Below are 25,677 nucleotides of genomic sequence, written 5' to 3' on the forward strand. Positions count from 1 at the left end.
CTGACTACCTAGCTAACCGAGCGAGGCAACTGCGCGCACGAGCTGGTCAATATCGTGCGGCGTATTGAACGGCTGGAGGCCAACTCCCACGGCGCCTCCAGCCTCATCGATGCCCATGGCCTCCAGCAGTGGTGATTCATATGCATCAACAATGCTGGTCACGAGGCCATTATCCAGCAGCCTGTCCACAACCACCTTCGCCGACACCCCATCGACGAGGAAGCTAACGCGCGGAATGTGCTGTGCCCGCGACACACTCGCGAAAGAATCATCTTCGGTATCCATGCCGATGATGTACACCCGCGGCAGGGTCATCAACGCCGCAATCAGGCGTTCCGACAACGTCGTCAAGTAGCGAGAAACCTGCGGCATCGCCGTTTCAATGCGATGCCTACGTGACCCCCTCGCCGTGCTATCCAGCGATGCCAGGTGCAGCACCGATTCCGACACTCCGCCGAGCAATGCCGGCGACACCGGGGAAACCTCGATCCGCTCGACGCCGCGCACATTCGGCACATAGCTTAACGACGTCATGCGCTCGAACATCTCGGGATCCTTGAACACCAATGCTGCGACCTCAGGCCCGCCCAGCACGGAGGCATCAACCAGCATGATGTCGGCGCCCAGCTTGCTCATCGACACATCGCGGTAGGCGACAATATCCGAGGCATCAACCAAAACCCAGGCGTTGGAGTACTCATGCACCCGCCGAGAAATGTCAGCTACCGGGGCAATGGTGCCAATGAACGGATCCGCGGCCGGGACGACAACGAGGCGAGTGTGCTCGTCTACGAGCTCGTCGAACTGCCAGGACGGCAACGTACCCGAGGACAAGTCAGCCTCAGCAATGCGGACTTGAGCTCCGTAGAGATTGGCTGCTCGGCGTAGTGGTGCGTGTACGACCTGCGAACCAATGCGAGAAATCACCAGGTTAGAGCCGAGCGTCAAGCGTCGACTCATTGCGGACGTGAACTGCTCCATGAGCACCTCACGCGAAGATCCCAACACCACGCCGGCGACCGGGCCGCCAGTGAGGTCGGCAAAAGCCCGGCGCGCACTGGCGGTTAGTTCCGCTGCAGCGGGAACGCCCGAGCTGCGCGACTGGCCATGAGCCCCCGCCCCAGTCTCACCAGGAAGGGACTTCTGCGCATTGCGAAATGCAGAAATCATCGCGGCCTGGACACGCTCGGGTACCTGGGTGCGTTGACCCGCATTGAGGTATGCCCAACCGTCGGAAAGCGACGAGTAAGCACCCCTGGTTGTCGGCACATCGAAGGCCATGAAAACCCTTTCCCGGTTTCGAATTCAAGCTGCGATATCTATTTCAGAGTTAACTGTGCAATCACCCACGAATCGAGCATCCATGCCCCGAACCGTGTATCGATTGCACATCTTAGTTGGAGCCAATTCTATCGGAGCAACCCCATATAGGATAATCTTTATCCCTTTTTAGCAGTTGCTTAAAATTGGCCGAACTTTTCTTGCCTGTAGCCATGCGCAAGCACTCCCGATGCGTGAACCATATGCACCAGCTGCATGCCATAAAGCAGTTACAGCGGCGATTGTATGTAAGTTTTCCAGGGTCACATAACCAGTCGCATAACCAACCGTGGAAACAGCCTCAGAAGCACCACGTCACCACCAATGACGACCACCCCACGCGACGGTTGTTCGCCGTCACGACGTGGAATAATGGCTCGCCCGGTGCCGTCGGTATTCAATCTAAACCGCCCTAGCTAGTAGTTTGGAGACGTGACTAACGCAGAAAATGATCGCCAATCCGCAGCTGCAGCCGACCAGCCGGCCAATACTGTGCGCAATGGCTCCGCTATCCGCACGGAGGAAACTCTCCGTCGCAACATTGCGCGCATAACTGACGCAACAGGCGAGGCACCGGCTTTCAAGTCGCGTTCCCGCACCATGGGCGCTGCCTGGCGGGATCTAGCTATCGGCTTCGGCCAGCGCGAGCTGTGGCTGCAGCTGGGCTGGCAGGACATCAAGCAGCGCTACCGCCGCTCCACGCTTGGCCCACTGTGGATCACCATTGCCACCGGCGCCATGGCCCTCGCTCTCGGCCTGCTGTACTCGCTGCTGTTCCAGCAGGAGCTGGCGTTCTTCCTGCCACACGTGACCGTTGGCCTGATCATCTGGGGATTCATCTCCGGCTGCGTGCGCGAGGGCGCAACCGTCTTCATTGAAAACGAAGGCCTGATCAAACAGTTGCCCAGTGCGCTGAGTGTTCACGTCTACAGGCTGGTATGGCGGCAGCTGCTCTTCCTGGCCCACAACATGGTGATCTGGCTGATCCTCGTGCTGGTCTTCCGGCCGGATTTGGGCTGGAACTTCTTCCTGGTCATCCCCGCGATGGCGCTGCTGGTGGTCAACGGCGTGTGGGTGACGATGTTCTTCGGCATCATCGCTACGCGCTACCGCGACGTGGCACCACTGCTGGATTCCCTAATTCAGCTGGTGTTTTACATGACTCCGATTGTGTGGACCACCAAGACGCTGGAGGAACAGGGCGGTGCCGTCGCCGAACGCGCACGCATCGCAGAGATCAACCCGCTGTTCCACTACCTGGAAATCATCCGCGCCCCATTGACCGGCGAGCCGGTGGATACCTACCACTGGTGGATAGTCCTCGCCTGCACCGCAGTCGGCCTGCTGCTGGCACTCGGGGCCATGCGCCTGTGGCGCTCCCGCGTGAGCTACTGGGTTTAGGCCGCAAGGGCCGTCGTAAAGCGAATAGAACTAGCAAGGGATAAGCATGGTCAGCATTGATACTTACAACGCGTGCGTTGACTTCCCCATTTTCGACGCCAAATCGCGGTCGATGAAGAAGGCGTTCCTCGGCGCCGCGGGTGGTGCGATTGGCCGCAATGACTCCAATGTCGTGGTCATTGAAGCGCTGAAGGACATCAACATTCACCTGCGCGAGGGCGACCGCGTCGGCCTGGTAGGTCACAACGGCGCGGGTAAGTCCACGCTGCTGCGACTGCTGTCGGGCATCTATGAGCCCACGCGCGGTGCCGCCGATGTGCGCGGCCGTGTGGCTCCGGTGTTCGACCTCGGTGTCGGCATGGACCCGGAGATCTCAGGCCTGGAAAACATCATCATCCGCGGTCTGTTCCTGGGGCAGACGCGCAAGCAGATGAAATCCAAGCTCGACGAAATCGCAGAGTTCACCGAACTCGGCGACTACCTGCACATGCCACTGCGCACCTACTCCACCGGTATGCGCGTGCGACTGGCGCTCGGCGTGGTCACGTCCATTGAGCCGGAGATTTTGCTTCTCGACGAAGGCATCGGAGCCGTCGACGCCGCATTCATGGCGAAGGCCCGGACGAAGTTGACCGAATTGGTCGACCGCTCCGGTCTGCTGGTGTTTGCGTCGCACTCGAATGAGTTCCTGGCGCAGCTGTGCGACACGGCGCTGTGGATTGATCACGGTACGGTTCGACAGGCAGGGCTTGTCGACGAAGTGGTCGAAGCCTACGAAGGTAAAGAGGCCGCCGACCAGGTGCGCCGCGTGCTCGCGCAGCGACGGTAGTAGCTTCGCGGGGAGTCCGGGCGCGGTTCCCCCCATCGTGGCCGAGCGAGCGGCTCGCGGGCAGCCGGCCGGCGGCTGGCGGGCGGCACGGATGCTTGGAATTGCCCACCCGGAGCAACATGGCAAGATAGACAGCAATAAAAACAGTAATAAACGGTACTTCCCCCGATGGAGAACGAAGTGAGCGAAAACTCGGCTGACCACCCAAAGCACGATGAAGCAGCAACGGCCGCAATCGTGGTGACTCACAACCGCATCGAGGACCTGCGTCAATCGCTTCCCATCGTTGCCAGCCAGACCCACATGCCGAAGTGGCTCATCATCGTCGACAACGGCAACGACCCGAAGGTCAAGGAACTCGCCGAGCAGGTGGCGGCGCAGCAGTCGTCGGAAAGCGGATCGGCGCCGGAAATTCACTACCTCGGCTCCAAGACAAACCTGGGCGGCGCTGGTGGTTTCGCACTGGGCATGCTGACCGCGCTGTCGCTGGGCGCGGAGTGGATTTGGTGCGCCGATGATGACGGGCGCCCGGAGGACTCCTACGTGCTGAAGGCGCTGCACAGCTGCGCGCGACGTCACCAGCTCGACGCTGTCTCGCCGGTGGTCTGCGATATTAAGGCTCCGAACAAGCTGGCATTCCCCCTGCGCCGCGGGCTGGTGTGGCGTCGTCATCGCGAGGAGCTTTTCGAAAGCGGAATCAACCCCAAACTCCCGGCAGTGAACGACTCTGAGGGGCGGAGATGGTTCACCAATTTCGCAGATCAGAAGGCTGCGACCGGACTCGAACTGCCTAGCGACCTCGAAACCATCGACGGCAACCACGACCTCCTGCCCGGCATCGCATCCCTGTTTAACGGCGCACTGTTTAGCGCCCGCTCGCTGGAACAGCTCGGCGTTCCCGACTACCGCCTATTCATCCGCGGCGACGAGGTCGAATTCCACCGCCGCCTGGTCCGCTCCGGCCTCCGGTTCGGCACATGCTTGACGACGGCCTACCTGCACCCCTCCGGTTCGGGTGAATTTGTGCCCATTCTCGGCGGCAAAATGCACACGCAGTACCCGACCAATGACTTCAAGCGCTACTTCACCTACCGCAACCGCGGCTACCTGATGAGCCAGCCTGGCATGCGCAAGCTCATGCCACAGGAGTTCCTGCGCTTCGGCTGGTTCTTCCTGGTCCAGCGCCGCGATGTCCGCGGCTTCTACCGCTGGTTCAAGCTACTGAAGCAGGGGCGCAGGGAGAACTTCGAGCGCTTCGATCCAAAGTCGAAGTAGTTCGGGCTGGCGTTGCGGCTGGTGGGGCTGAGGCTGTGGCGCTGGCCTGCATATTTGATCTCGCCCGGGTCGTGTAGTCCGCATTTCGAGTGCTCAGTGCGCAAAAGTGTTACCTAACCCCTGGTTCCCTTCTCCTCCACTGACATATCGATGAGGTATTCACTCATCGATGCGCTACAGCCTGCGCATAAGTGAATAGTCCTACGATAAGTGCGCGGGCCAGGCCAACAGCGTGGCCATAAGTCCTGAAAAGTCATCGACAAGTGGCGGAAAGTTGGCCATAAGTCGCTGGAAATCCGAGCCAGTCCGCTCGAAATCGTTCCAAGTCCGGTGAGCACAATTGCAATAGGTCAGCAGCTGAACTTAGCCTGAGTCGCGCGAGGCCGGTGCATTCTCCAGAAGCTGCAAACGCTGCTTACGCTCCTGGATTCTCGACTCACGGAGCTGCCGATCTTTATACGGGACAGTGGCTTGACGAAAACGCCCAACTCCGGACGAAAATACCAACCCACCTGCCTGAATGCGCTGCCTCTGCCGAATAGCGAACTGTCGCAAGACCTCCACGCAGTCCCCATTAATGACCTGTGACCATTGGAAGCGGAGTACATCTAAGTGGAGGTTTCGCAGACGCTTCTCGCGAGCTTGCTCTTTCAGAAGCACAGTCTCCGTAGCTGCTACCCCGCCACCGGAATACTTAGTCAGCCCATCGAACTCAATGATCAAATTCAGATGAGGCACATAAAAATCGACGCGCCCAATGAATCCTTCACTGTCATAGAACTCGACTTGCTGCATGAGCACGCATTTTTCGTCGTAAAGCGTGGCAATTCCTGAGTCGATTATGCATTTCTTTGTGATTGACTCACCGATGGTTTCGCTGTGTGCGCTGGCAGTTCGAAGTAGCTCGCGGGCGCGGCGGGTACCCGGCGAACGTGGGTAATTTGTGAGGACAGTGTGCAGTTCTTCGAGGTCACACCACTGTCGCAGTGCGGTGTCAACGATGATTGGCCCGTTTTCGGACTCGGCGGTGCGGCAGATATCGATGACGGTTTTCGGCACATCTGTAACGCAGCGCCCACCAATGCGAACGATGTCTTGTTCGAGGATTCTGCCACCGACATGGCGCAATCCGCCGCCAGGTCGGCGCAGGCCGGAATTGGCAAGCGCGATTGTGGCATTTCGAACAAGCAACGGGATGCCATGCAACGCAGCGGCTGCTTCGCCCGTAATGATTGTCCCGGAACCTGGCTTGACCAGTGCCTTTATCTGCAGTTGAAAACGTTCGAATGCTGACAGCGCATTCCAGCGAGAGCACTCGATGTAGGTGCCGTGCGCCAGTCTGAGCAGGGATCTATCTCGAATATTTGTGCTTTCGACGTGGCCGTGCAGATTATCCAGCTGTGACGTGGCACTGACGTATTCACAAGGATGCTTGATTTGCTTCTGCGCAGCCGCATGGATGAGGCCATCGGAATCGTAAGTCCAGGTAGGCATTGGTTTGGACACACTCCCCGCGGTCGGCTACAGGAATTCACACATTGGAATTAGTGCCTTCATTTATGGCCGACTCCGTGAATATTGGCAGAAGAAAAGCCGCCGAATTGCCCTTATCTGTGGACAATTTGGCGGCTGTGGATAACTAGCTGCGGACACCCAGCTGTCGCTTACTTAATACTTGGCGCCGTCCTCAACTGCGAGACCGAACGGAATGCCGGTGTCTGACGGCCAGTACTTCTCGTCAGCTGAGAAGCTAATCGTTGCCCTTTCCCCATCGCTGTGGCGATTTGGGTTAATCACGACATGGCCGATAGTGCGTGTCTCAGTTTCATTACTTCCTGCAAGCGTTGCTGTCACTTCAGTTGGCTGGTCGAGAACCAAAATCGCAAAGTGTCGATCGTCGGCAAGATGGGGGTTCGGATCCTCACGCTGCTGATAAGCGAGAACCTCGGCTCGATTCTGGAAAACCTTCACAGTACCGGTTACGGTCTGCTGGCCGCTGGTCCCGTTGCTCGACCCCAGCGAACTAGAATCCGAAGCCCCAGACTGCGAACCCGAACCAGACCCCGACCCCGAAGCCGACCGCCCCGCCGTCGGATTCGGGCCGCCGTTGCCACCGTTACCACCATCAGCGCCAGCACCATTCGAGCCCGAGCCCGAGCTCGGCGCGCAGTCATTACCAGCAGCAATGGCCTCGACGACATCCAGGTTGTCAGCCGGAATCCAGTTAAACTGTTCGAACTCCCCGGCACCCGGATTCGCAGGCGTTTCCACCAGCTCATTGCCCTGGCGCGTCACCAGCAAATCTTCCTGATCGCGCCCCATCCTCTCTGCAGAAAACGAGAACATACCCGGCTGACCAGTAGCTCGCTGAAGAGCGCGACGTACACCGCCCACAGAAGTCACGCCGTCATGGTAGGAATTCTGAAACTGAATTTCCTGACCATTCTCGTCAACGCCGTAGACACCAATCGCATCAATTTCGGCGCTCATCGCACTTGTGCCATAGTTCAGCACCAGCTCGGGCACGCACCCATCATCAAGATGCACGAGCGCATATTTCATCGCCCCACCAGGACTAACTTCACCGACAAAAGTCTGCAGCGGCGCCGGGTTCGCCAGCACCTGCTTGTACACTACGACGGCCTTCTCCGCCTGCGCCTGCGCCTGCGCATCGCCATTTTCGCTTGACGACGACACACTGCCCTCAGCAGCCGCCGAATCGCCACCTCGATCCCCAGAAACCTGGAGGAAAAGGAACAGAGCCAGCAACAGGATAATCAGCACCAATAGCACCAAAATGGCGATGAGCTGCTTGCGGGTTTTGCCACCTGAGCTAGTCGAAGGCGTGGGTGTGTGCGTGGTCATGATTGAAGAACTACTCGCCCTGGAAGAACTTTTCCCAGTTGTCTTCGCTGGTCAAAGATGGCACGGCGGCACGCCACTGCTTCGCAAGGTCGTCCCACTTGGAGGACAGTTCGCGCATGAGGCTGATGGTCTCGGCGCGCATGGACTTTTCCTTATCCAGGTCGCGGACCAGGTGACGCACACCGTTCTGGGAGGCATCGGTGACCCAAACATCGTCGAAGGTGGAAATGTGCCACCAGAAGGAGTCCTCGAAGGCCACAGCCACCGGCCCCGGGCGCTTCTTACCCATCTGGGTGTACGCAAGCCGCTTGGCCATCGTCTTGTTTTCGCTGGAGATCTCGTGTGACGGCGGGCGAACTGGGGTCAGACCACCCGGCATCTCGTGCATCGGCAGCAGCTCGGTCTCCGGGAAGTTCTTTCGACCAGCAGAAATGCGAGCGAAGTCGCCCTGCGATGCGTTCTTCAGCACCTCCGGGCCACGCAGCAGGTCACGAACAGCTTCCATCTGCGTCCAGGCCAGGCCGTAGCGCATGGAGACCAGGTTCGAGAGGATTCGTCGTGAAGCGACGTTGACCATGTCCTTTGCGGTGACATCGCCGTGCATGGTGGCGGCGATGAGGGAGTTGCGCAGGCCGAAGTACTGGGCGGCGTTTTCGATGTCCTTCCAGTAGAAATCGGCGTGCCAGACGGCGGCGCCCGGAATGGTGTCAGTCGGGTAGCCGGCCTTGGCGGCGCGGAAACCGTAGTCGATGTCGTCGTACTGGAAGAACAGCGGCAGCGCCAGGCCAATCTTCTTAATGACCTCGGACGGCACCAGGCAGGTCCACCAGGCGTTGTAGTCAACGCCCAGGCGACGCAGCTGGTGGTACTTGCGCACGTCCACGTCGGCGTAACCGAACTTGGGGTCGTTCTCCTCGACGGTCAGCGCCTTCCAGTTGTAGGTCTCGCCGGTGCGGAAGAGGCTGGTCGGGTTGAACAGGAAGAGCATCTGCGCGCCGAGCAGCATCGGCTTTTCCGCGCATACGGCCAGGGCGGATAGGCGCAAGGTGGTTTCGGGCTCGGGGCGGATGTCGTCGTCGGTAAGCAGAACCATGCAGTCGCCCGCAGCGGTGGCGTCGCGCATGCCGCGGGAGAAACCGCCGGCGCCGCCGAGGTTCGGCTGGTGGACAACGTTCAGACGCTCGCCGAGGATCTCCTTGGCCTGGATGAAGTCGGCTTCGTCGGCCGGGTGCTGTTCGCCCTGGTCAACGACGCGGATGGTGCGAACGCGCTCAAGGGCTGGCAGGTCCTCTGCCAGCGTGGCGACGGTTCGAGCACAGTCAACCGGCCGGTTGTAGGAACAAATGACCAGGTCAGTCGGAATATCGCGCTTGATAGCCGACTTGGGCACAACATAGCGGACATCGGAAATCTTTGCGCCTGCGTCCTCGGTGTCGAAGCGCAAGTGAATGGCACCGCCATCGGCGAAGCGGTCCAGCGGGACGGTCAGGCGCACCTCTTCATTGGCAGAACCTGACATCGGCGAGTGCTCACCGGTCCAGTTGCCGTCGGCATCCGAGCCGCCCGCTGCCCAGGAGTCCTCCAAGCGGAGGTGGCCCCCAATATCTTCGGTGTAGGCCAGCACACGCGCGGAACCGACCACGCGCGCACGGATTTCGACCTGCTTAATTGAGGTCCAGCGCTGCCAGTAAGAGGCTCTGAAGCGACCGAAGTAGGTGTCAGTGCGCACTACGGTGTGGCGACCGAGCGTGATCGAGTTACGGGTGGCCTGCACCGAGCTGTCGTAGGCGCCAACGCCTTCGACTCGGTAGTACAAATCCGGCTCCACCCAGTCTGCGGGCGGAGCAAACAGCACGCGCTGAATAGTCAGCATGTCAACATCGGTTTCGGCGGTCAGCTGAGTGGATTCCTTATTAGAAGCAGTCGAAGTCACGTCCCCCAGCGTATCGCGCTATTTCACACGGAAGATGAATACACGCTGAATGATGAAGTTAATTACCGTCGCAACGCCCTGCGCGACAACGAATGCGCCGAACTGTGCCCACTGCGCGTTCCAGTCCCAGGATTCGACGAGCCAGGGCTGCAACACGTTGAAGATACCGACCTGCGTGGCGTAAGTAATCAGGTACAGCACCGCAACTGCCAGCACCTTCTTCGCCGAGGACTTCGACTTGAAGGTCCAGCGGCTGTTAATGATGTACGCCGTAATCGTGCCGAAAACCCAGCCGACCGTCTTGCCCCAGAAGTTGGTCGCCCCGAAGGCGTTGAGCATGATGAACGTCAGGCCGAAGTCCACCACCGCCGCGATGACGCCGGAGATGATAAAGCGCATCATCTGCACTTTCAGTCCGTGCTCGTCCTTGGTCTCCGTCGCCATTGGCACTGCGGCCGAGTCCTCTACGACAAAACCGTTTTCGTGGGAGCCGTTTCCGAGCTTGCCGTTGTCGCGGTTCGGGTTTTCATTTGCTGTTTCATTCGCTGACACGCCTAGGAATTCTAGGCCACCGGCCAGCTAACAAACAGCCAGCGCGAACATAAACAGGCAATAAAGAGGAGAAAAGAACTAACGCCGCAGCGCCTCACGCAGCAGATCCAGCCGCTCCACCGGCGAGAGCGCATCCTCCCCAGCTAGCCCCAGCGCGCTCATCTCCGCCCAGCTAGCCGCTGCCAATTCCTCCACGTCCTCGCCGGATAGCGGGATGCCCTCGTCGCTCTCCCAGCCGAGGCGCTCCATGACATGCGCCGCCACATCATGCCGCAGTTCATCCGAGGTCAACGCCGCCAAGCACAGCAGCTCCACCAACGCCGCATCGTGCCCGGCCGGGTCTTTCTCAGCGTCTTCTATAGGCAATGCGCGCAATCGCTTAACGACGCTCTCCCCCGCCTCCCCGGTCAATTCCAGCGCGGTTGATTCCGACCTCTGCAGGTCCAGAGCCTGTAACAGGGGCACGAATTCAAACACCCCCGACCGCTCGATGATGTCCACCACATCAGCACGAGCGGTGGCCAACGTATTTTGAATAGAGTCCCGTCCGGTCAATTCCCTATTGATTGCGGCAATATCTACCGGCTCCTCCGCGTCCACATCCCCCAGTGCGCGGATTGAACCCGAGCCACCGATACACAGGGCATCCGGGGTGGCCTCATCGCGGGCAAAAGCTTCTCTGACCTGCAAGGTATGTTCCCACAGGCCCCACTGCCAGATAAGGGTATCGCCGGGACTTTGCAGCACTTCGGCAACTGTGGTGGACAGGGGAACATCGACGACTCCGACCGCTGCGGGTCTGCCGCCAGTCACCAGCTGCGCCGCAGACTCCACCGCAGAGCCGGGCAAATGGAACTTCGTCGGCACGCTTTCCTCGCCCCACCCAAAGATGACCGCTAACACGCGGGACAGGCTTCGCAGATCCATCTGGTCATTGACCCCGAAGACGCGGTGGGCACTGCACGGTTCTTCCTCTAAAGAGGCACCGATAATGAGCGTGGCCGGTTCCGTGGCCACGCGAACGCCCGGGAAGGCGACTACGTTATCGGTCTGTGCTGCCATACCTCACAGCGTACGCAGGAAAAACAATGTGGCCTGGATAGCAAAAACTCGCTACAATGCGCGCGTTTTTACCAGTGGAATCTGGCGCGGCTCCGCGCCCCACGGCTCTACCAAGTACTTGCGACGCAGGCGCTGCGACTCCACCGCGGTCCACTGCGCCACCAGCTCTTCTACCCCGCGGGCAAGCCCCAGCACCGGCCCTGCGACTTTTTCGCCAACATGCGGAAAATCAATAACCTCCACGTCGTTGACCTTGGGAAACCGCGGCTCCGTCAGATTTCCCTTGCCGGGCTTGGCCTTCTCTTCCTTCGCGGCAGCGCGCAGCTGCCCGATGTGGTCACGAATGCCGGCCACGGATGCCGGCAGGTCAATCACCGTGGCCCCCGCCTGCTCAATCGCTTGCGATAGCAAGTCCGCACCCTCAGCACCCTCAGCGCTCTCTGCCGCAGCGTCACCGTCACCATCGCCCGCGGTCACAGACGCAACAAAGCAACCGGTGAGCAGATTGGTGGCGGTCTCCAGGGCTCCGTCGTCAAGCGGATCCACCAGCCATGCACCCGACAACCTCTCGCCTGCAAAGGACGGCGAGAGCTCCACATGCCAAATGACAACGGGCGATGTGGAACTACATACGGCAAGGGTCTGCGGAGTAGCAGCAGGCGTGGAAGTCATGAGGTTGATGGTATCGCGAGTGACGGATCCCACGCGGGGTAGCCTGTATCGCATGTTCGACTTTTTCAAGAAGAAGCCGCGTGAAACCATCAACATGGCCGCCGAGTACACCAACACCCCGCTGTCGAACCAGATGGTCATGCTGTTCGCCGAGGAACTGCCCATCCTCGACAGCAAGGAACGCGCACAGGTCTACCGCGCACTCGAGGCGTACGACGGCCCGCAGATCACCTCGCAGGAAATGCTGCCGGAAGAGATCCGAAAAATTATGGATCTATAGCCTCTTCGTACATTTCGTTCGCTTTCCGACGGCCCGTGCGCAGCCTCAAGCGTGACCAACACCTCGGAGCGTCACGGGCGACGGAGCCGGTGCAAAGGGGTAGCCTAGCCTTGATGTCCACTAACACTAACGGCAAGTCCAGCACCGATGCTTCGAACGGTGCCTACGGAGCCGTACACACAGAAGCCAGGACCCTGACCGGTTGGGGTCGTACCGCCCCCGCTAAGTCCCAGGTGCTGTCGACGCCGGACTTGGATGAAATCGTTAACGCCGTCAAGGCTGTCGCAGACCAGAACTCCGACAAGCCTGACCACCTGCGCCGCGGTGTAATTGCCCGCGGTATGGGCCGCTCTTACGGCGACCCCGCCCAGAACTCGGGCGGTCTTGTCATCGACATGCAGAAGCTCAACAAGATTCACTCCATTGATCAGGAGTCGGCGATTGTTGATGTCGACGGCGGTGTCACGCTGGACCAGCTGATGAAGGCCGCGCTGCCCTACGGCCTGTGGGTGCCGGTACTGCCGGGTACTCGCCAGGTCACCATCGGTGGTGCCATTGGCCCGGACATTCACGGTAAAAACCACCACTCCGCAGGTTCCTTCGGCAACCATGTGCTGTCGATGGAGCTGCTGGTCGCCGACGGTCGTATTCTGCATCTCGAGCCGGAGGGCTCCGCAGATGACCCGGACGGCAAGCTGTTCTGGGCAACTGTCGGCGGCATGGGCCTGACCGGCATTATTGTCCGCGCTCGGATCAAGATGACCAAGACCGAGACGGCGTACTTCATCGCCGATGGCGACATGACCCACACTCTGGACGAAACCATCGAGTTCCACTCCGATGGCTCCGAGGAGAACTTCACTTACTCCTCCGCGTGGTTCGATGCCATCTCGCCGGAGCCGAAGCTGGGACGCGCCGCAATCTCCCGCGGTTCGCTGGCAACCCTGGCTCAGCTGGAGGAATACGCCCCGAAGCTGGCCAAGGACCCGCTGAAGTTCAACGCTCCGCAGCTGGTGACCGTGCCGGATATCTTCCCGTCCTTCACCATGAACAAGCTGACTATGATCAGCATTGGTGAGCTGTGGTGGCTGAAGTCCGGTACCTACCGGAACCAGGTGCAGAACCTCACGCAGTTCTACCAGCCGCTGGATCTCATCGGTGAGTGGAACCGCGGCTATGGCTCCAAGGGCTTCCTGCAGTACCAGTTCGTTGTTCCGCGCGAGGCCGTCGAGCCGTTCAAGGAGATTGTCCGCGATATCCAGCGCTCCGGCCACTACTCGGCGCTGAATGTGTTCAAGCTGTTCGGCGAGGGTAATCGCGCTCCGCTGTCTTACCCGATGCCGGGTTGGAACGTCTGCGTGGATTTCCCGATTAAGCCGGGTCTCGGCCAGTTCCTGGACGACCTCGACCGCCGCGTCATGGAGTTCGGCGGCCGCCTCTACCTGGCCAAGGAATCGCGCACTTCCGCCGCTAACTTCCACCAGATGTACCCCGAGATGCAGAGCTGGCTGGACACCCGCAACGAGATCGACCCGCACGGTGTCTTCGCCTCTGACATGTCGCGTCGACTGGAACTGCACTAAAAGAACCGAGAGGATTTAAGCCCCAATGATTAATGCTGTAGGCGCTGCCCAGTCCATCCTGCTGCTCGGCGGCACTAGTGAAATCGGCCTGGCTATTACCGCCGAGTTCCTGAAGAAGGGCCCGGCCAAGGTCATCCTGGCTTCCCTGCCCAACGATCCACTGCTCGAGGCCTCCGCTGAGAAGATGAAGGCCGCCGGCGCTTCCGAGGTGGTCACCCTCGACTTCGACGCAACGGACTTCGACTCCCACCCGGAGGTCGTCGAGAAGGCATTTGCCGACGGCGACGTGGATATCTGTATCGTCGCGTTCGGCATGCTTGGCGACGCCGAGGAGCTCTGGCAGAACCAGCGCAAGGCCGTCCTGGCTGCGAACATCAACTACACCGGCGCGGTGTCGATGGGTGTTCTGGTTGGTCAGAAGTTCAAGGCGCAGGGCCACGGCCAGTTCATTGCCATGTCCTCCGTTGCTGGTGAGCGCGTGCGTCGCTCCAACTTTGTCTACGGTTCCACCAAGGCCGGCCTAGATGGTTTCTACCTAAACCTGGGTGAGGCCCTGGAGGAGTACGGCGTCAAGACCCTGGTTATCCGCCCGGGTCAGGTCCGTACCCGTATGTCCGCTGACGTGGACGAGGCGCCACTGACTGTGAATAAGGAAGATGTCGCCAAGCTCGCGGTGAAGTCCGTCGAGGCCGGCAAGACCCTGGTCTGGGCTCCGCCAGCATTCCAGCTGGTGATGATGGTGCTGAAGCACATCCCGCGCCCAATCTTCAAGAAGCTGCCGATTTAAAAGTGGGGTTCGAGGGACTAGATAGAACTCGGCGGGGCTTGACGGGCTGACGTACCCACCTTTAGCTCCGCCGTTCGTCGGAGTCCGGTTCCTGTGCAAAACTTGAGGGCATGGTAGACAAGCAGGCCGAAACCTCGAGCGCTGACACCACGGGTGCCGACAACACTAGCGCCAACACAACGGGCGCACGATCCTATAGTGAGCTGGTTGACGAAGATCGCTATGAGATCTTCAATGATGACCAGCTCTCCCTCAAGGCTGCCTTCCTCTACCTAGTTGCTGCGCTTGTGGGCGGTTCAGTTATCGCTCTGGCGTCCTGGTTTGTGTTCCACCGCCTGTCGCTGCCGGCCTTTGGCGGCTCGCAGCTGACCAGGGCAGTCGCAACAGCGCTGATTGTCATCACGCTGACGCTCACCACCGTCCTGCTGTATTTCTTCGCCACCAAGGGCAAAGACAATCGCCCCCGGTGGCTAACGTGGTTGACATACCTGATGGCTTACATGTCACCGGCCATTCTGGTGGTCTCTGCCGTCGGCCTGCCGCTTGGCTCGACCAGACTGTGGTTAGACGGTCTGTCTGTCGACCAGGAGTTCCGCACTGAGTACCTCACCAGGATGGCCGCGGAGCCTGGCCTGCATGACATGTCGTACATCGACATCCCGTCTTTCTACCCCGCTGGTTGGTTCTTCCTGGGCGGACGCCTGGCCAATATCCTGGGCATTGCCGGCTGGGAGGTTTTCCAGCCCTGGGCGTTGATGACACTCGCCGCTGCTGGCTGTGTTTTGGTTCCGGTGTGGCAACGCCTGAGTGGCTCCCTGCCAGTAGCCACTGGCATTGCGCTGACAACCACGGCCGTCGCCCTGGCCACTGTCGCCGATGAGCCCTACGCCGCAGTCGTTGCTATGGGTCTTCCGGCGATGACCGTGATGGCCTGGCGCGGTCTCACCGGCGCTTGGTCCGCCATGTTTGGCGTACTCGTCTTCCTGGGTATTTCTGCGACTTTCTACACTCTTTACACTGCCGTAGGCGCGCTTATTGTGGTCGTGTTGGCCGTGGTCGCGTGGACGTCGTCAAGCTCGTGGATTCCCGTAGTGCGCCTGATCATTATGGGCGTGGGATCGATGCTGATTGCGGCGACGGTGTGGGGTCCGTACATGCTGGCGGTTGCGACGGGGGCACCGCGCTCGGGCGCGACAGCGACGCATTACCTGCCGCCGGAGGGTGCGCAGCTGCCTTTGCCGATGCTCGCCGCCAGCGTGATCGGTGTGCTGTGTTTCATCGGTGTCGTGCGCATGCTGGTCAGCGCCACAGAGCCGGATGCGCGCGCGCTCGGCTTGGGCACGCTGGTGCTCTATGGCTGGGTAGTGGCCTCGATGGTGGCGACGCTGCTCGGACGCACGCTGCTGGGGTTTCGCCTCACCGCACCGATTACGTTCATGTTGATTGCGGCTGGTGTGGTCGCGCTTGCCGACGCCCGTCTCAACGGCATCGAGAAGTACTGGCCGCAGGCGGCACCAGCTCACATTGCCAAGCGTGTTTCCGCGGTAATGGCGGCAGTCTTGCTGCTGGCGGGCATTGGCTACGCGCAGTCGATTCCGAATAAGTTGCATGGCGCCATCGACTTGGCACATACCGACACCGACGGTAACGGCGAGCGCGCGGACCGCTTCCCACCGAATGCCGGGGCGTGGTACTCAGCGGTGGACCAAACGCTGAAGGAGGCTGGGCTCGATCCGGCCCAGACGGTGGTGCTGACGGATGAGAAGAATTTCCAGGCACTCTATCCCTGGTACGGATTCCAGGCACTGACCAGCCACTACGCTAACCCTCTGGGTGAGTTTGACCGCCGTAATCAGGCGTTGGAGGAATGGTCGGAAATTCGCGACCCCGATGAGCTCGTGCAGGCAATGGACGAAACGCCGTGGCGCGGACCAGATGCCATTGTGCTGCGAGGCGAAGTTGAGACGCCTGATGGCGAGGATGCCGCTCCGCTGACGTTGGACATCGCGGATGATATCTATCCGAACAATCCGAATGTGGTCTTCCGGAGCCTGAATTTTGCCCGCTCTGCATTTGAGAAGCACTGGGAGCTAAACCAGGTCGGCCCATTTGTAGTGGCGGTTCGCAAGTAGGTGTTGGCAAGTAGGTATTGGGCGGCTATCCCCTGCCGTAAACGTGATTCCTGTTACTAATGTGGAAACTGTGATGTAACTTTCGCGTTGCAAACTCAAAGAAAAACGCCAATTACCGTAGTATCTTTCCTTGTGACTGCCGAAACTAAAGAAATCAAAGAAAGTGTCGACGGCTCACCCGAAGTGACCATCGACCGCGTGGAGAGACCGCCTATGGACGGCCCCTCTCCTACGACGCTGACTCGTTGGACAGCGATTATCGCTGGAATCGTCGGTTTCATTTGCTTTGTCATCACACCGTTCCTCCCGGTCGTGAATACTCAGTCCTCCGTGTCTTGGCCTCAGCGCGACACACTGAACTCAGTGGATGCGCCACTCATGGCGCAGGCACCGTTGGACCTGAGCGTCGATTTGCCTCTGTCGCTGACGGATGAACTTTCCGACAAGCGGACAACCCTATTGTCGACTATCCCGCCAACCGCGGATAAGCCGACCAAACGGGGCTTGATGGTGCGTTCGGGCAAGGACGGCCTCGACGTCATTCTGCGCGACAGCGTGGTGATGAGCCTGGATAAGAAGGAGCTTGCCAGCAACAAGGGCAAGATCCTGGAGATCCGCTCAAACGAGCATGAGACCACCGTCAACATCGACGGCGCCAAGAACTCAGATGGTGAGAAGCTCACCGCCACCGCACAGGGCGATTACCGCCCGCAGGTCACCGGTATCTACACTGACCTGCCCGCTGACGGCGACGTGGCCAAGGCCGTAGCCGATGGACTCGATGTCCACATGAACATCGACTCCCGCTACACCTCACACCCGACAGTGGTGAAGTACATCGTCATGTACTTGGGTCTGCTTCTGACGCTGGCTTCTCTGGTCGCGTTAGCTCGCATTGACCGTATCGACGGTTCCTCCTTCACTCCGCTGTTCAAGCGCGGTGCGTTGAAGCCGACTCCGCTGGACATCCTGGTTGGCACGATTTTGGTCGTTTGGCACTTCATCGGTGGCAACACCTCCGATGACGGTTACATCTTCACCATGGCGCGCGTCTCCGACGAGTCGGGCTACATGGCGAACTACTACCGTTGGTTCGGCGCTCCTGAGTCACCGTTCGGCAGCCCCTACTACGACCTGCTGTCGCTGATGGTGAAGGTGTCCACCTCGTCTCTGTGGATGCGACTTCCTGCGCTGCTGTCCGCACTGCTGGTGTGGTTCATTATTTCCCGAATGGTTATCCCGCGCCTCGGCGAGAAGATTGCCCAGCGCCGGGTGGCCTACTGGTCTGCTGCTGGTGTGCTGTTGGCCTTCTGGCTGCCGTACAACAACGGACTGCGCCCGGAGCCGGTCATTGCTCTGGGATCCCTTCTGACCTGGGTATTTATCGAGCGCGCAATTCTAACTCGACGCCTGCTGCCAGCTGCAGTCGCAGTGGTTATCGCCACGCTGGCACTGGGCTCGGGCCCAACGGGCCTAATGGCAGTTGCTGCCCTGCTCGCAGGCATCCCGATGCTGGTGCGCATTGTCGTTGAGCGCCATAAGGCTCTCGGTGGTGGTTGGCAGGCCCCACTGATGCAGATTGCACCGTTCCTGGCTGCGGGCACCGCCATCTTGGTCGGTGTCTTCGGCGACCAGACGTTGGCCACGGTCCGCGAGTCCATTCGCGTCCGCAGCATCATCGGCCCGTCGGAGCCTTGGTACAACGAGTACGTCCGCTACTACTGGCTGGTGCTGCAGTCGGTCGACGGTGCCTTCCCGCGTCGTTTCCCGGTTCTGATTGCACTGGCGTGCTTGAGCATCACGATTGCCGCGCTGCTTCGTCACCGCACCGTTCCGGGGGCTCTGGCCGGTCCGTCGGCACGCCTGGTGTTCATGTTCATCGGCACCATGTTCTTCCTGACCTTCACGCCGACAAAGTGGACGCACCACTTCGGCGTATACGCGGGCATCGCGGCTTCCCTGGCAGCACTTGCCGCCATGGCCATTAGCCATTGGGTGGCAGGCAACCCGCGCAACCAGCTGTTCTTTGCCGGTGGTTTCACCTTCATCCTTGCCTTCTCGCTAATGGGTATTAACGGCTGGTGGTATGTGTCGTCCTACGGTGTGCCGTGGTTCGACAAGACCATTCAGTTGCGCGGCCACCAGCTGGGTTCAGCAGTATTGGCTCTGGCCTTGCTACTGCTGCTGGCTGGTGCAGTAATGAACTTCGTCCAGGAGTTCCGTACCAAGCCGAAGTCGCAGGAAAAGTCGGCACGCGTGCGCCGCATCAATGCAGTTGCATCGTCCCCGATTGCGGTGACGACACTGCTGGTGACGATGTTCATGGTGGCTTCACTGGGCAAGGGCGCAGTATCGCAGTACCCGGCCTACTCGGTCGCCGCGGGCAATATCCGCTCCTTGACTGGTCAGACATGTAATCTGGCGAGCGATGTGCTGATGGAAACCGATCCGAACGATGGCTTCCTGAATACCGTCGATGGCAAGCCGCTCGCGGAATCACTGCGCGGTGGCGGCAAGAGCCGTGGCTTCGACCCGAACGGCGTCCCATCAAACATGAAGGCCGAAGCTGTGGACACCAGCCAGAGCCAGGCAAGTACTGCCGACACTGATGATCAGTCTTCTGATCCGGAAGCCACAGTTGAGGGCGGTTCCGCGTCGGGCACCGACGGCGGTAAGCGCGCCGACAAGGGTGTCAACGGCTCGCAGGTCGAGCTGCCATTTGGCTTGAATCCGGATAAGGTGCCGGTGCTTGGCTCCTACTCCGAGGACATTCAGCGTCCGGCAAGCCTGGAAACTTCCTGGTTCCAGCTGCCTGAGATTGACGAGGACCACCCGCTACTCGTCGTATCGGCGGCCGGCCGTATCTTCCACCACGACATCAACGGTGTTGCTCAGCCGGGTCGCAAGCTGGTGGCACAGTATGGTCGCAAGGGCGGCGATGAGGACGGCTTCGAGGTCCTCTCCGAGTCGGAGCCGATTGATATCGGCCCTGCTCCGACCTGGCGTAACCTGCGCTTCCTGACCGAGGAGATCCCAGAGGGAGCCACCGCTGTGCGACTGGTCGCGGAGGACAATGACGTCTCCGAGGATCAGTGGCTGGCGCTGACCCCGCCTCGCCTGGCCGAACTGCAGTCGATGACCGATGTCATCTCACCGGAAACTGCGACTATCCCGGACTGGCCGGTTGCCTTCCAGTTCCCGTGCCAGCGTCCGTTCGACCACTACGCCGGTGTCGCGGAACTTCCGGAGTACCGCATCACTCCGGACCGTGGTCTGAAGGTCGTCGGCGCAGATGTCTGGCAGTCGGTCGATGGCGGTGGTCCGCTCGGATTCTCCGACGCTGTGAATGAGGCTACGTCCGTACCGACTTACCTCAAGAACGACTGGCGCCGCGACTGGGGTTCCGTCGAGAAGCTCTCGCCGCGTCCGAATAAGGACAAGGTCAAGCCGGATGTCGCCGAAATTGAGTATGAAGATATCACTCGCTCGGGTCTATACTCGCCCGGGAAGATGATTGTGAAGGATCCCTAGGCGAAAGAACCTCGGCGCTTCCTTCACCTAAGGAGCCCGAGTGACTGCACAAACCCGTTCCATCGTTGTCGCCGCAATGGTTGTGACTGACCCGGTGGGGCGGGTTTTGTGCGTTCGTAAGCGGGGTACGGATACGTTCATGCTGCCCGGCGGCAAGTTCGAGCCGGGTGAGTCCGTCGATAACCCGGAGGTCACCGCCGCGCGCGAGGTCTCCGAGGAGCTCGGCGTGGACATCGAGCTATCGCTGTTGCGTCCGTGGAATATCGCCCGCGCAGCCGCCGCCAACGAGGCGGGCTTCGAGGTCGTCGGCCACCATGTGCGCTATGTCGGAGAGTTCACCGACGAGTTGGCAAACGTTCAGCCCCATGCCGAGATTGAAGAGGTCCGCTGGCTCGACCCCTGGCTGCCGACCGGGAAAATCGCCCCTATGCTGGCCGAGACCACTCTGCCGAAGCTCCGCGAAGAGCTGCCGCAGCTTGCCGCTGGCCGTGAACAGCCACAGCGCGCACTGTCGTCACTAACTGTTTTCTGCGGCTCCGGCTTCGGCAACGATCCCGCCTGGCGCGTCACCGCCGAACGCCTCGGCCGGACACTCGCGAAAAATCGGGTGGAGCTCGTCTACGGTGGCGCGGCGATTGGCCTTATGGGCACGGTTGCTAACGCAGCGCTTGACGACGGCGGCAGTGTCACCGGTGTCATCCCCGAGGTCCTGGTCAAGAAGGAAATTGCCCATCCGCGGCTGACTCACCTGGAAACTGTTGCGACTATGGCCGATCGAAAGTCGCGCATGTATGAGCTCGGCGATGCTTTTGTTGCACTCCCCGGCGGTGCGGGCACACTGGAAGAGTTCTTCGAGGTGTGGACCCAGCAGCACCTGGGGATTCATGCCAAGCCAGTGGCGTTGCTGGGACCTTCGGGCTTCTGGGAGCCCCTGTTGGCGCTCCTGCGCAATGTTGTGGATGCGGGCTTTGTGCGGCCGGAGCTTCTCGATGCGCTTATCGTCGTCGACGACGTCGACAAGCTCCTGCCTGCGTTGATTGCGTGGCGTGCGGGGCGGACGAAGTTTTAGCCTACCCCCGGCACACGGCTAGTGAGCAGCAGCCAGCTGCTGCAGCTCAGCTTCGGTGCCGTTGAAGACGTCCTCGTCCACGATGGTCGGGATGCCATCGATGCGGCCGGTGGAGGAACGCTGCCAGAAGGCCATGCTCTCCCAACCGCCCGGCAGCGAGGTCGGAGCGCTGTCTTCGTAAGCGGCGAGCCACAGCGGGTAGTCGGTGAAGTCGGTCGAGTTACCCATCGGGTTCTGCCAGAACCAACGGTAGGTGTAAATCATCGGGGTTTCGCCAGTCTTTTCCTCAACGCGCTCGAGGAAGTCCTTGGTCCACTTTTGCAGCTGGGTTGGGTTGAGGCCATTGTCCAGCTCGATGTCCAGCACAGGCGGCAGTGTCTTGTCTGTGGAGATTTGTTCATCGCGCTGCTGCAGTGCTTCTACGTACTGGTCAGCCTGCGCGGTTGCGGAACGATCCGGGTGTGCCTTGTGGTAGCTGCCCACGTACAGGCCGGCCTTCGCAGCCGCGATGGAGTCCTCGAGGAAGTACTTCTGGTCACCTTCGACACCGTCGGTGGCCTTAATGAAAGCGAACTTCTGGCCGCTAGCTGCGACCTCGTCCCATTTCAGCGCGACACCACCTGGGCGCTGCCACTTGGAGACGTCCACACCGGTCGGCCCCATGTGGAAGCCGGTGCGCGCCGAGTTCGACGATGCACTGGTAGCCGAACCAGTTGAGGAACCGTTGGCACCAGAGCCCTGCGACTCCTGAACATCCGACGCAAGCGGCGCATCGGTGATGCTCGGTGATTCGGTCAAAAAGTCGAGCGACCCCTTGGAATCAGCAGCGGACGGGTTGGAGTGTGCAGATGCGTCCTGGGGTTGCGCGTCAGCCGGTGCAATAACACCCAAGGTCAGCGGCGCAACGGCCACGATACTTGCCAAAGTGGCGCGGCCCGGGCGTCGCTTCAGCACCGCGGTCGCGGAAAGTGGAAGAAATTTCATGGTTTGCACCTTACCCCCTAAACCACTTCCGCCCCATTCGTAAGCCTAAACTTATCCCACCCCTCCTGTCACAGCTTCAATCCGCCCTTGCCCCTAGACTGGCGGCATGACAAATAGCACTAACACTGAGACCCAGTCCCCAACGTCCCCATTCTCATCGACTCCCCGCCCACAGGATGACCTCTACTTGGCCACCAACGGTGAGTGGATTAGCAATCACGTCATCCCGGCTGACCGCCCCATCGATGGCGCCTTTTACAAGCTGAGGGATGAGGCGGAGGAAAACGTCCGCGAGCTCATCACCACTGCCGCCGATGCAGATCCGAATTCCCGCATCGCTCGCTTGTACAACTCTTTCATGGACGAAGCCGCTATTAATGACGCCGGCGCTGCTCCGCTCGCGCAGGATTTAGAAATGATTGCCTCCGCCGAGAACGCGCATGAGCTGGCGTTGGCACTCGGCCGCCTCGACCGCCTCGGTGTCGGTGGTGCGCTCGGGTACTGGGTAGAGAAGGATTCCGGCTCGGACCTGGATACTCTCTATCTGTTGCAGTCGGGCCTCGGCCTCCCGGATGAGGCTTACTACCGCGAGCCTGGTCACGCCGACACTCTCGCTGCCTATGAGCAGCATGTTGCCGCTATGTTGAAGCTCCTCTCCTCGCATGACGACGGCACGGGAGACCTCTCCACTGCACTTGCTGCATTCGAGTTGGTGGACCCGGCCGCTGCGGCGGCGCGCATCGTGGCTTTTGAAAAGCGCATTGCCGCTGGTCACTGGAATGTGGTCGATACTCGCGACGCACTGAAGACCTATAACAAGACGGCTATTGCTGACCTCCCCACCGGCTTCCCGGTCGCGGAATGGCTCGCGGCCACCGGTGTCAATGAAACCAACCAGACTGCCATCGACACCATCGTGGTGATGATGCCGTCGTACTTCGAGCACTTGAGCAAGCTGTGGCAGGACACTGACCTGGCAGATTTGCGCCTGTGGGCGCTGTGGCGCGTTCTCCACCAGCGTGCTGCCTACCTGTCGGATGACTTCTCTGCGGAGAGCTTTAACTTCTACGGCCGCACCTTGCAGGGTTCGACCGAGCAGCGTGCACGCTGGAAGCGTGGTGTTGCCTTTGCCGACGGGGCGGTTGGACATGACGTCGGCAAGCTGTATGTGGAAAAGCACTTCCCGCCGGAGTACAAGGAGCAGGTCCTGGAACTGGTGGACTACCTGCTGGCGGCGTACCGGGAGCGCATTTCGGAGCTGCCGTGGATGACGAAGGCGACGCAAGAGCGGGCTTTGGAGAAGCTGTCGCTGTTTAAGGCCAAGATTGGTTACCCGGAGCGCTGGCGTGACTACTCGGCGATGGAACTCGGGGATTCGCTAATGGAAAATGTTCGTGCTGCCAGCGCTTTTGCGCATGATTATGAGGTGGCGAAGCTGGGTACTCCGGCCAATCGCGATGAGTGGCATGGCACTCCACAGACGGTCAATGCCTTCTACAATCCGGTGGTCAATGACATCACGTTCCCGGCTGCGATTTTGCAGTCGCCGTTCTTCTCACCGGACGCTTCCCCGGCGGAGAACTTCGGTGGTATCGGTGCCGTTATTGGTCACGAGATTGGGCATGGTTTTGATGACCAGGGCTCGCAGTATGACGGGCACGGCAACCTCCACCAGTGGTGGACCGATGAGGATCGCGCAGCTTTTGAGAACCTGACCGCCGCACTGGTGGATCAGTACGAGGGACTGGTGCCGCAGGCTCTGCGCGAGCAGGCCGAGGAGGGCGCTGACCTGCCCGGTGTCAACGGTCGCTTCACCCTGGGCGAGAACATCGGCGACTTGGGCGGGCTCGGCATTGCCGTCGTCGCTTTCCGCCGTTTCCTCGCTGCCCGCGGTGAAGAACTTGGACTGGAGGACACCCCAGAGACCTACCGTGGCCTGTTCAAGCAGTGGGCGCTGGTCTGGCGTTCTAAGATTCGCCCGGAGTTCGCGCGTCAGCTGCTTGCGATTGACCCGCACTCACCAGCGGAGTTCCGCTGCAACGTCATTGCCAGCAACATCGATGAGTTCCATGAGGCCTTCGGCACTTCAGCGGGCGACGGCATGTGGCGTGAGCCGAATGAGCGCGTGAATATCTGGTAATTCTGCGAGAACCCAATCTGCGCTGCCTTATCCTCCGATGCTTTCCGGGCTCTCCGATGCCTTCCGCAGCCTCCGGGGACAGCAAACGCCTCACCGTTTACTACAAATGCAAAAGCTGACTTTTTGTTTTTGCAAACGTAGAACTAAAATCACAGGTGAGGCGCACGCTTTCCCGATGACCAAGTCGGGCAGGGTCCCAATCAAGCGAGGTTCCTGTTACAAGTGCGCTTACTAAGTGCTCTTGCTGGAGGAGGCCGCTGTGGACACCCGCGACATCCAAGCACTCACCGCCGTCAAGCTCTATTACGGCGAGGGGCTCACACAGTCTCAGGTTGCAACCGAACTCGGGGTTTCCCGCCCAACGGTCTCTAAACTGCTCAACCTTGGCCGTGAGCGCGGTTACGTGCGCATTGAAATCCACGACCCGCGCGAGGAAGCCTCAGAGACCGCGACGCAGATGCGGGATCGCTACCAGCTCAACGATGTGCGCCTGGCGCAACCGGCACGCGCTGGCAACGCGGTCTTGCTCCGCGAGTTGGGGCGTGTGGGCGCCGAGCTTCTCGACGAGCTGGTGGTCGACGGTACCCTTCTCGGTGTTTCGTGGGGTAAGACCATGTACTCCGTATCCACGCAACTGAAGTCCAAGGATGTCTCGGGCGTGGAAATTGTGCAGCTCAAGGGCGGAATGAGTCATTCCGATAAGTCGACGAATGACATCCGCACTATTGGCGGGTTCTGCCACGCTTTCCATGCCTATGCCCGCACATTGCCGCTGCCGGTGATTTTCGATTCGGTCGAGACCAAGCGCATCGTGGAACAGGATCGGTTCATCGCCAGCGTATTGGCGCTTGGCCGGACGGTGGACATTGCCGTTTTCACTGTCGGCGCAGTCGACCATGATTCACTGGCCTTGAACTTGGGGCAGCTGTCGGCAACCGAAAAGGACTTACTCGTGGAGCGCGCAGTGGGCGATGCCTGCTCACGCTTCTACCGCCCGGACGGTGGCATTGCGCTGCCAGAGGTCGATGCCCGCACGGTAGGTATCAGCCTCTCTGACCTGCGCCGGATCCCCACTCGGGTACTTGTGGCCGGTGGCGCACACAAGGCCGAGGCTATCGATGTGGCCCTTCGAACAAAGTTGGCCACTCACTTGGTCATTGACGATGCCACCGCCGAGCGCCTACTTTCGCTCGACTCATCGGACTCACCGGGCTCGCCAGACTCACCCACTAGCTCCACCCCTCCCTCTGCCACGGATTAGC

General features: G+C 60.2%; 19 protein-coding genes. 11 read left to right on the forward strand and 8 right to left on the reverse strand.

Annotation, left to right across the window (positions count from 1 at the left end; all coding sequences use genetic code 11):
• Nucleotides 1–12: 12 nt before the first annotated feature.
• Nucleotides 13–1,281, reverse strand: a complete 1,269-nt coding sequence (locus tag ADB08_RS08690; RefSeq protein ID WP_049172466.1) for an aminotransferase class V-fold PLP-dependent enzyme — start codon at nucleotides 1,279–1,281, stop codon at nucleotides 13–15.
• A 471-nt stretch (nucleotides 1,282–1,752) separates the two neighbouring features.
• Here ADB08_RS08690 and ADB08_RS08695 point away from each other — a divergent pair, with 471 nt between their 5' ends.
• The 3 genes from ADB08_RS08695 (at nucleotide 1,753) to ADB08_RS08705 (ending at nucleotide 4,825) form a co-directional block, all read left to right on the forward strand.
• On the forward strand, nucleotides 1,753–2,721 hold the full coding sequence (locus tag ADB08_RS08695; RefSeq protein ID WP_080971508.1) for an ABC transporter permease: 969 nt from the start codon (nucleotides 1,753–1,755) through the stop codon (nucleotides 2,719–2,721).
• A 46-nt stretch (nucleotides 2,722–2,767) separates the two neighbouring features.
• On the forward strand, nucleotides 2,768–3,550 hold the full coding sequence (locus tag ADB08_RS08700) for an ABC transporter ATP-binding protein (RefSeq protein ID WP_005510871.1): 783 nt from the start codon (nucleotides 2,768–2,770) through the stop codon (nucleotides 3,548–3,550).
• 168 nt (nucleotides 3,551–3,718) lie between these two features.
• The gene (locus ADB08_RS08705; protein WP_049172468.1) at nucleotides 3,719–4,825 is read left to right on the forward strand and encodes a glycosyltransferase; all 1,107 of its coding nucleotides are present in this window, start codon (nucleotides 3,719–3,721) and stop codon (nucleotides 4,823–4,825) included.
• 363 nt (nucleotides 4,826–5,188) lie between these two features.
• Here ADB08_RS08705 and ADB08_RS08710 read toward each other — a convergent pair whose 3' ends face one another.
• The 6 genes from ADB08_RS08710 to ADB08_RS08735 all read right to left on the reverse strand — a co-directional run bounded on the left by ADB08_RS08710 (nucleotide 5,189) and on the right by ADB08_RS08735 (nucleotide 11,942).
• Nucleotides 5,189–6,319, reverse strand: coding sequence for a hypothetical protein (locus tag ADB08_RS08710; RefSeq protein WP_049172470.1), 1,131 nt, complete (start codon nucleotides 6,317–6,319; stop codon nucleotides 5,189–5,191).
• 174 nt (nucleotides 6,320–6,493) lie between these two features.
• Entirely contained in the window at nucleotides 6,494–7,690 is a 1,197-nt protein-coding gene (locus tag ADB08_RS08715; protein WP_049172472.1) for a hypothetical protein, read from the reverse strand.
• Nucleotides 7,691–7,700: 10 nt separating this feature from the next.
• Nucleotides 7,701–9,623, reverse strand: a complete 1,923-nt coding sequence (locus ADB08_RS08720; protein ID WP_016421829.1) for a glycosyltransferase — start codon at nucleotides 9,621–9,623, stop codon at nucleotides 7,701–7,703.
• Between the two features lie 18 nt (nucleotides 9,624–9,641).
• Nucleotides 9,642–10,175 (reverse strand): GtrA family protein, encoded by a 534-nt coding sequence (locus tag ADB08_RS08725; protein WP_053087276.1) that lies wholly within the window; start codon nucleotides 10,173–10,175, stop codon nucleotides 9,642–9,644.
• 78 nt (nucleotides 10,176–10,253) lie between these two features.
• Nucleotides 10,254–11,237, reverse strand: a complete 984-nt coding sequence (locus ADB08_RS08730) for a hypothetical protein (RefSeq protein WP_049172474.1) — start codon at nucleotides 11,235–11,237, stop codon at nucleotides 10,254–10,256.
• Between the two features lie 51 nt (nucleotides 11,238–11,288).
• A complete protein-coding gene (locus ADB08_RS08735) occupies nucleotides 11,289–11,942 on the reverse strand; it encodes a hypothetical protein (RefSeq protein WP_048732041.1) in 654 nt (217 codons plus the stop codon).
• Between the two features lie 19 nt (nucleotides 11,943–11,961).
• On the opposite strand from ADB08_RS08735, the gene ADB08_RS08740 reads away from it, so the two are divergent.
• The 6 genes from ADB08_RS08740 to ADB08_RS08765 all read left to right on the forward strand — a co-directional run bounded on the left by ADB08_RS08740 (nucleotide 11,962) and on the right by ADB08_RS08765 (nucleotide 21,291).
• Entirely contained in the window at nucleotides 11,962–12,189 is a 228-nt protein-coding gene (locus tag ADB08_RS08740) for a hypothetical protein (RefSeq protein WP_005510976.1), read from the forward strand.
• A 113-nt stretch (nucleotides 12,190–12,302) separates the two neighbouring features.
• Nucleotides 12,303–13,772 carry an FAD-binding oxidoreductase gene (locus ADB08_RS08745; RefSeq protein ID WP_049172477.1) on the forward strand — a complete coding sequence of 490 codons (1,470 nt, stop codon included), beginning with the start codon at nucleotides 12,303–12,305 and terminating at the stop codon, nucleotides 13,770–13,772.
• A gap of 25 nt (nucleotides 13,773–13,797) precedes the next feature.
• Nucleotides 13,798–14,559, forward strand: a complete 762-nt coding sequence (locus ADB08_RS08750; protein WP_049172479.1) for a decaprenylphospho-beta-D-erythro-pentofuranosid-2-ulose 2-reductase — start codon at nucleotides 13,798–13,800, stop codon at nucleotides 14,557–14,559.
• Nucleotides 14,560–14,669: 110 nt separating this feature from the next.
• The gene (locus ADB08_RS08755; protein WP_049172480.1) at nucleotides 14,670–16,691 is read left to right on the forward strand and encodes a galactan 5-O-arabinofuranosyltransferase; all 2,022 of its coding nucleotides are present in this window, start codon (nucleotides 14,670–14,672) and stop codon (nucleotides 16,689–16,691) included.
• Nucleotides 16,692–16,823: 132 nt separating this feature from the next.
• Nucleotides 16,824–20,222, forward strand: a complete 3,399-nt coding sequence (locus ADB08_RS08760; protein ID WP_049172482.1) for an arabinosyltransferase domain-containing protein — start codon at nucleotides 16,824–16,826, stop codon at nucleotides 20,220–20,222.
• A gap of 40 nt (nucleotides 20,223–20,262) precedes the next feature.
• Nucleotides 20,263–21,291: a TIGR00730 family Rossman fold protein gene (locus ADB08_RS08765; RefSeq protein ID WP_049172484.1), complete on the forward strand. Its 1,029-nt coding sequence runs from the start codon at nucleotides 20,263–20,265 to the stop codon at nucleotides 21,289–21,291.
• An 18-nt stretch (nucleotides 21,292–21,309) separates the two neighbouring features.
• On the opposite strand, the gene ADB08_RS08770 is transcribed toward ADB08_RS08765, so the two are convergent.
• Complete coding sequence (locus ADB08_RS08770; protein WP_049172485.1) at nucleotides 21,310–22,275, reverse strand: glycoside hydrolase family 25 protein; 966 nt, start codon at nucleotides 22,273–22,275, stop codon at nucleotides 21,310–21,312.
• A 106-nt stretch (nucleotides 22,276–22,381) separates the two neighbouring features.
• Here ADB08_RS08770 and ADB08_RS08775 point away from each other — a divergent pair, with 106 nt between their 5' ends.
• A complete protein-coding gene (locus ADB08_RS08775) occupies nucleotides 22,382–24,415 on the forward strand; it encodes a M13 family metallopeptidase (RefSeq protein ID WP_049172487.1) in 2,034 nt (677 codons plus the stop codon).
• A 259-nt stretch (nucleotides 24,416–24,674) separates the two neighbouring features.
• Complete coding sequence (locus ADB08_RS08780) at nucleotides 24,675–25,676, forward strand: sugar-binding transcriptional regulator (protein ID WP_049172610.1); 1,002 nt, start codon at nucleotides 24,675–24,677, stop codon at nucleotides 25,674–25,676.
• Nucleotide 25,677 lies beyond the last annotated feature (1 nt).

Source organism: Corynebacterium sp. 239_CJEI (genome assembly GCF_001055995.1).
In the GTDB taxonomy this organism is placed as follows: domain Bacteria; phylum Actinomycetota; class Actinomycetes; order Mycobacteriales; family Mycobacteriaceae; genus Corynebacterium; species Corynebacterium jeikeium_D.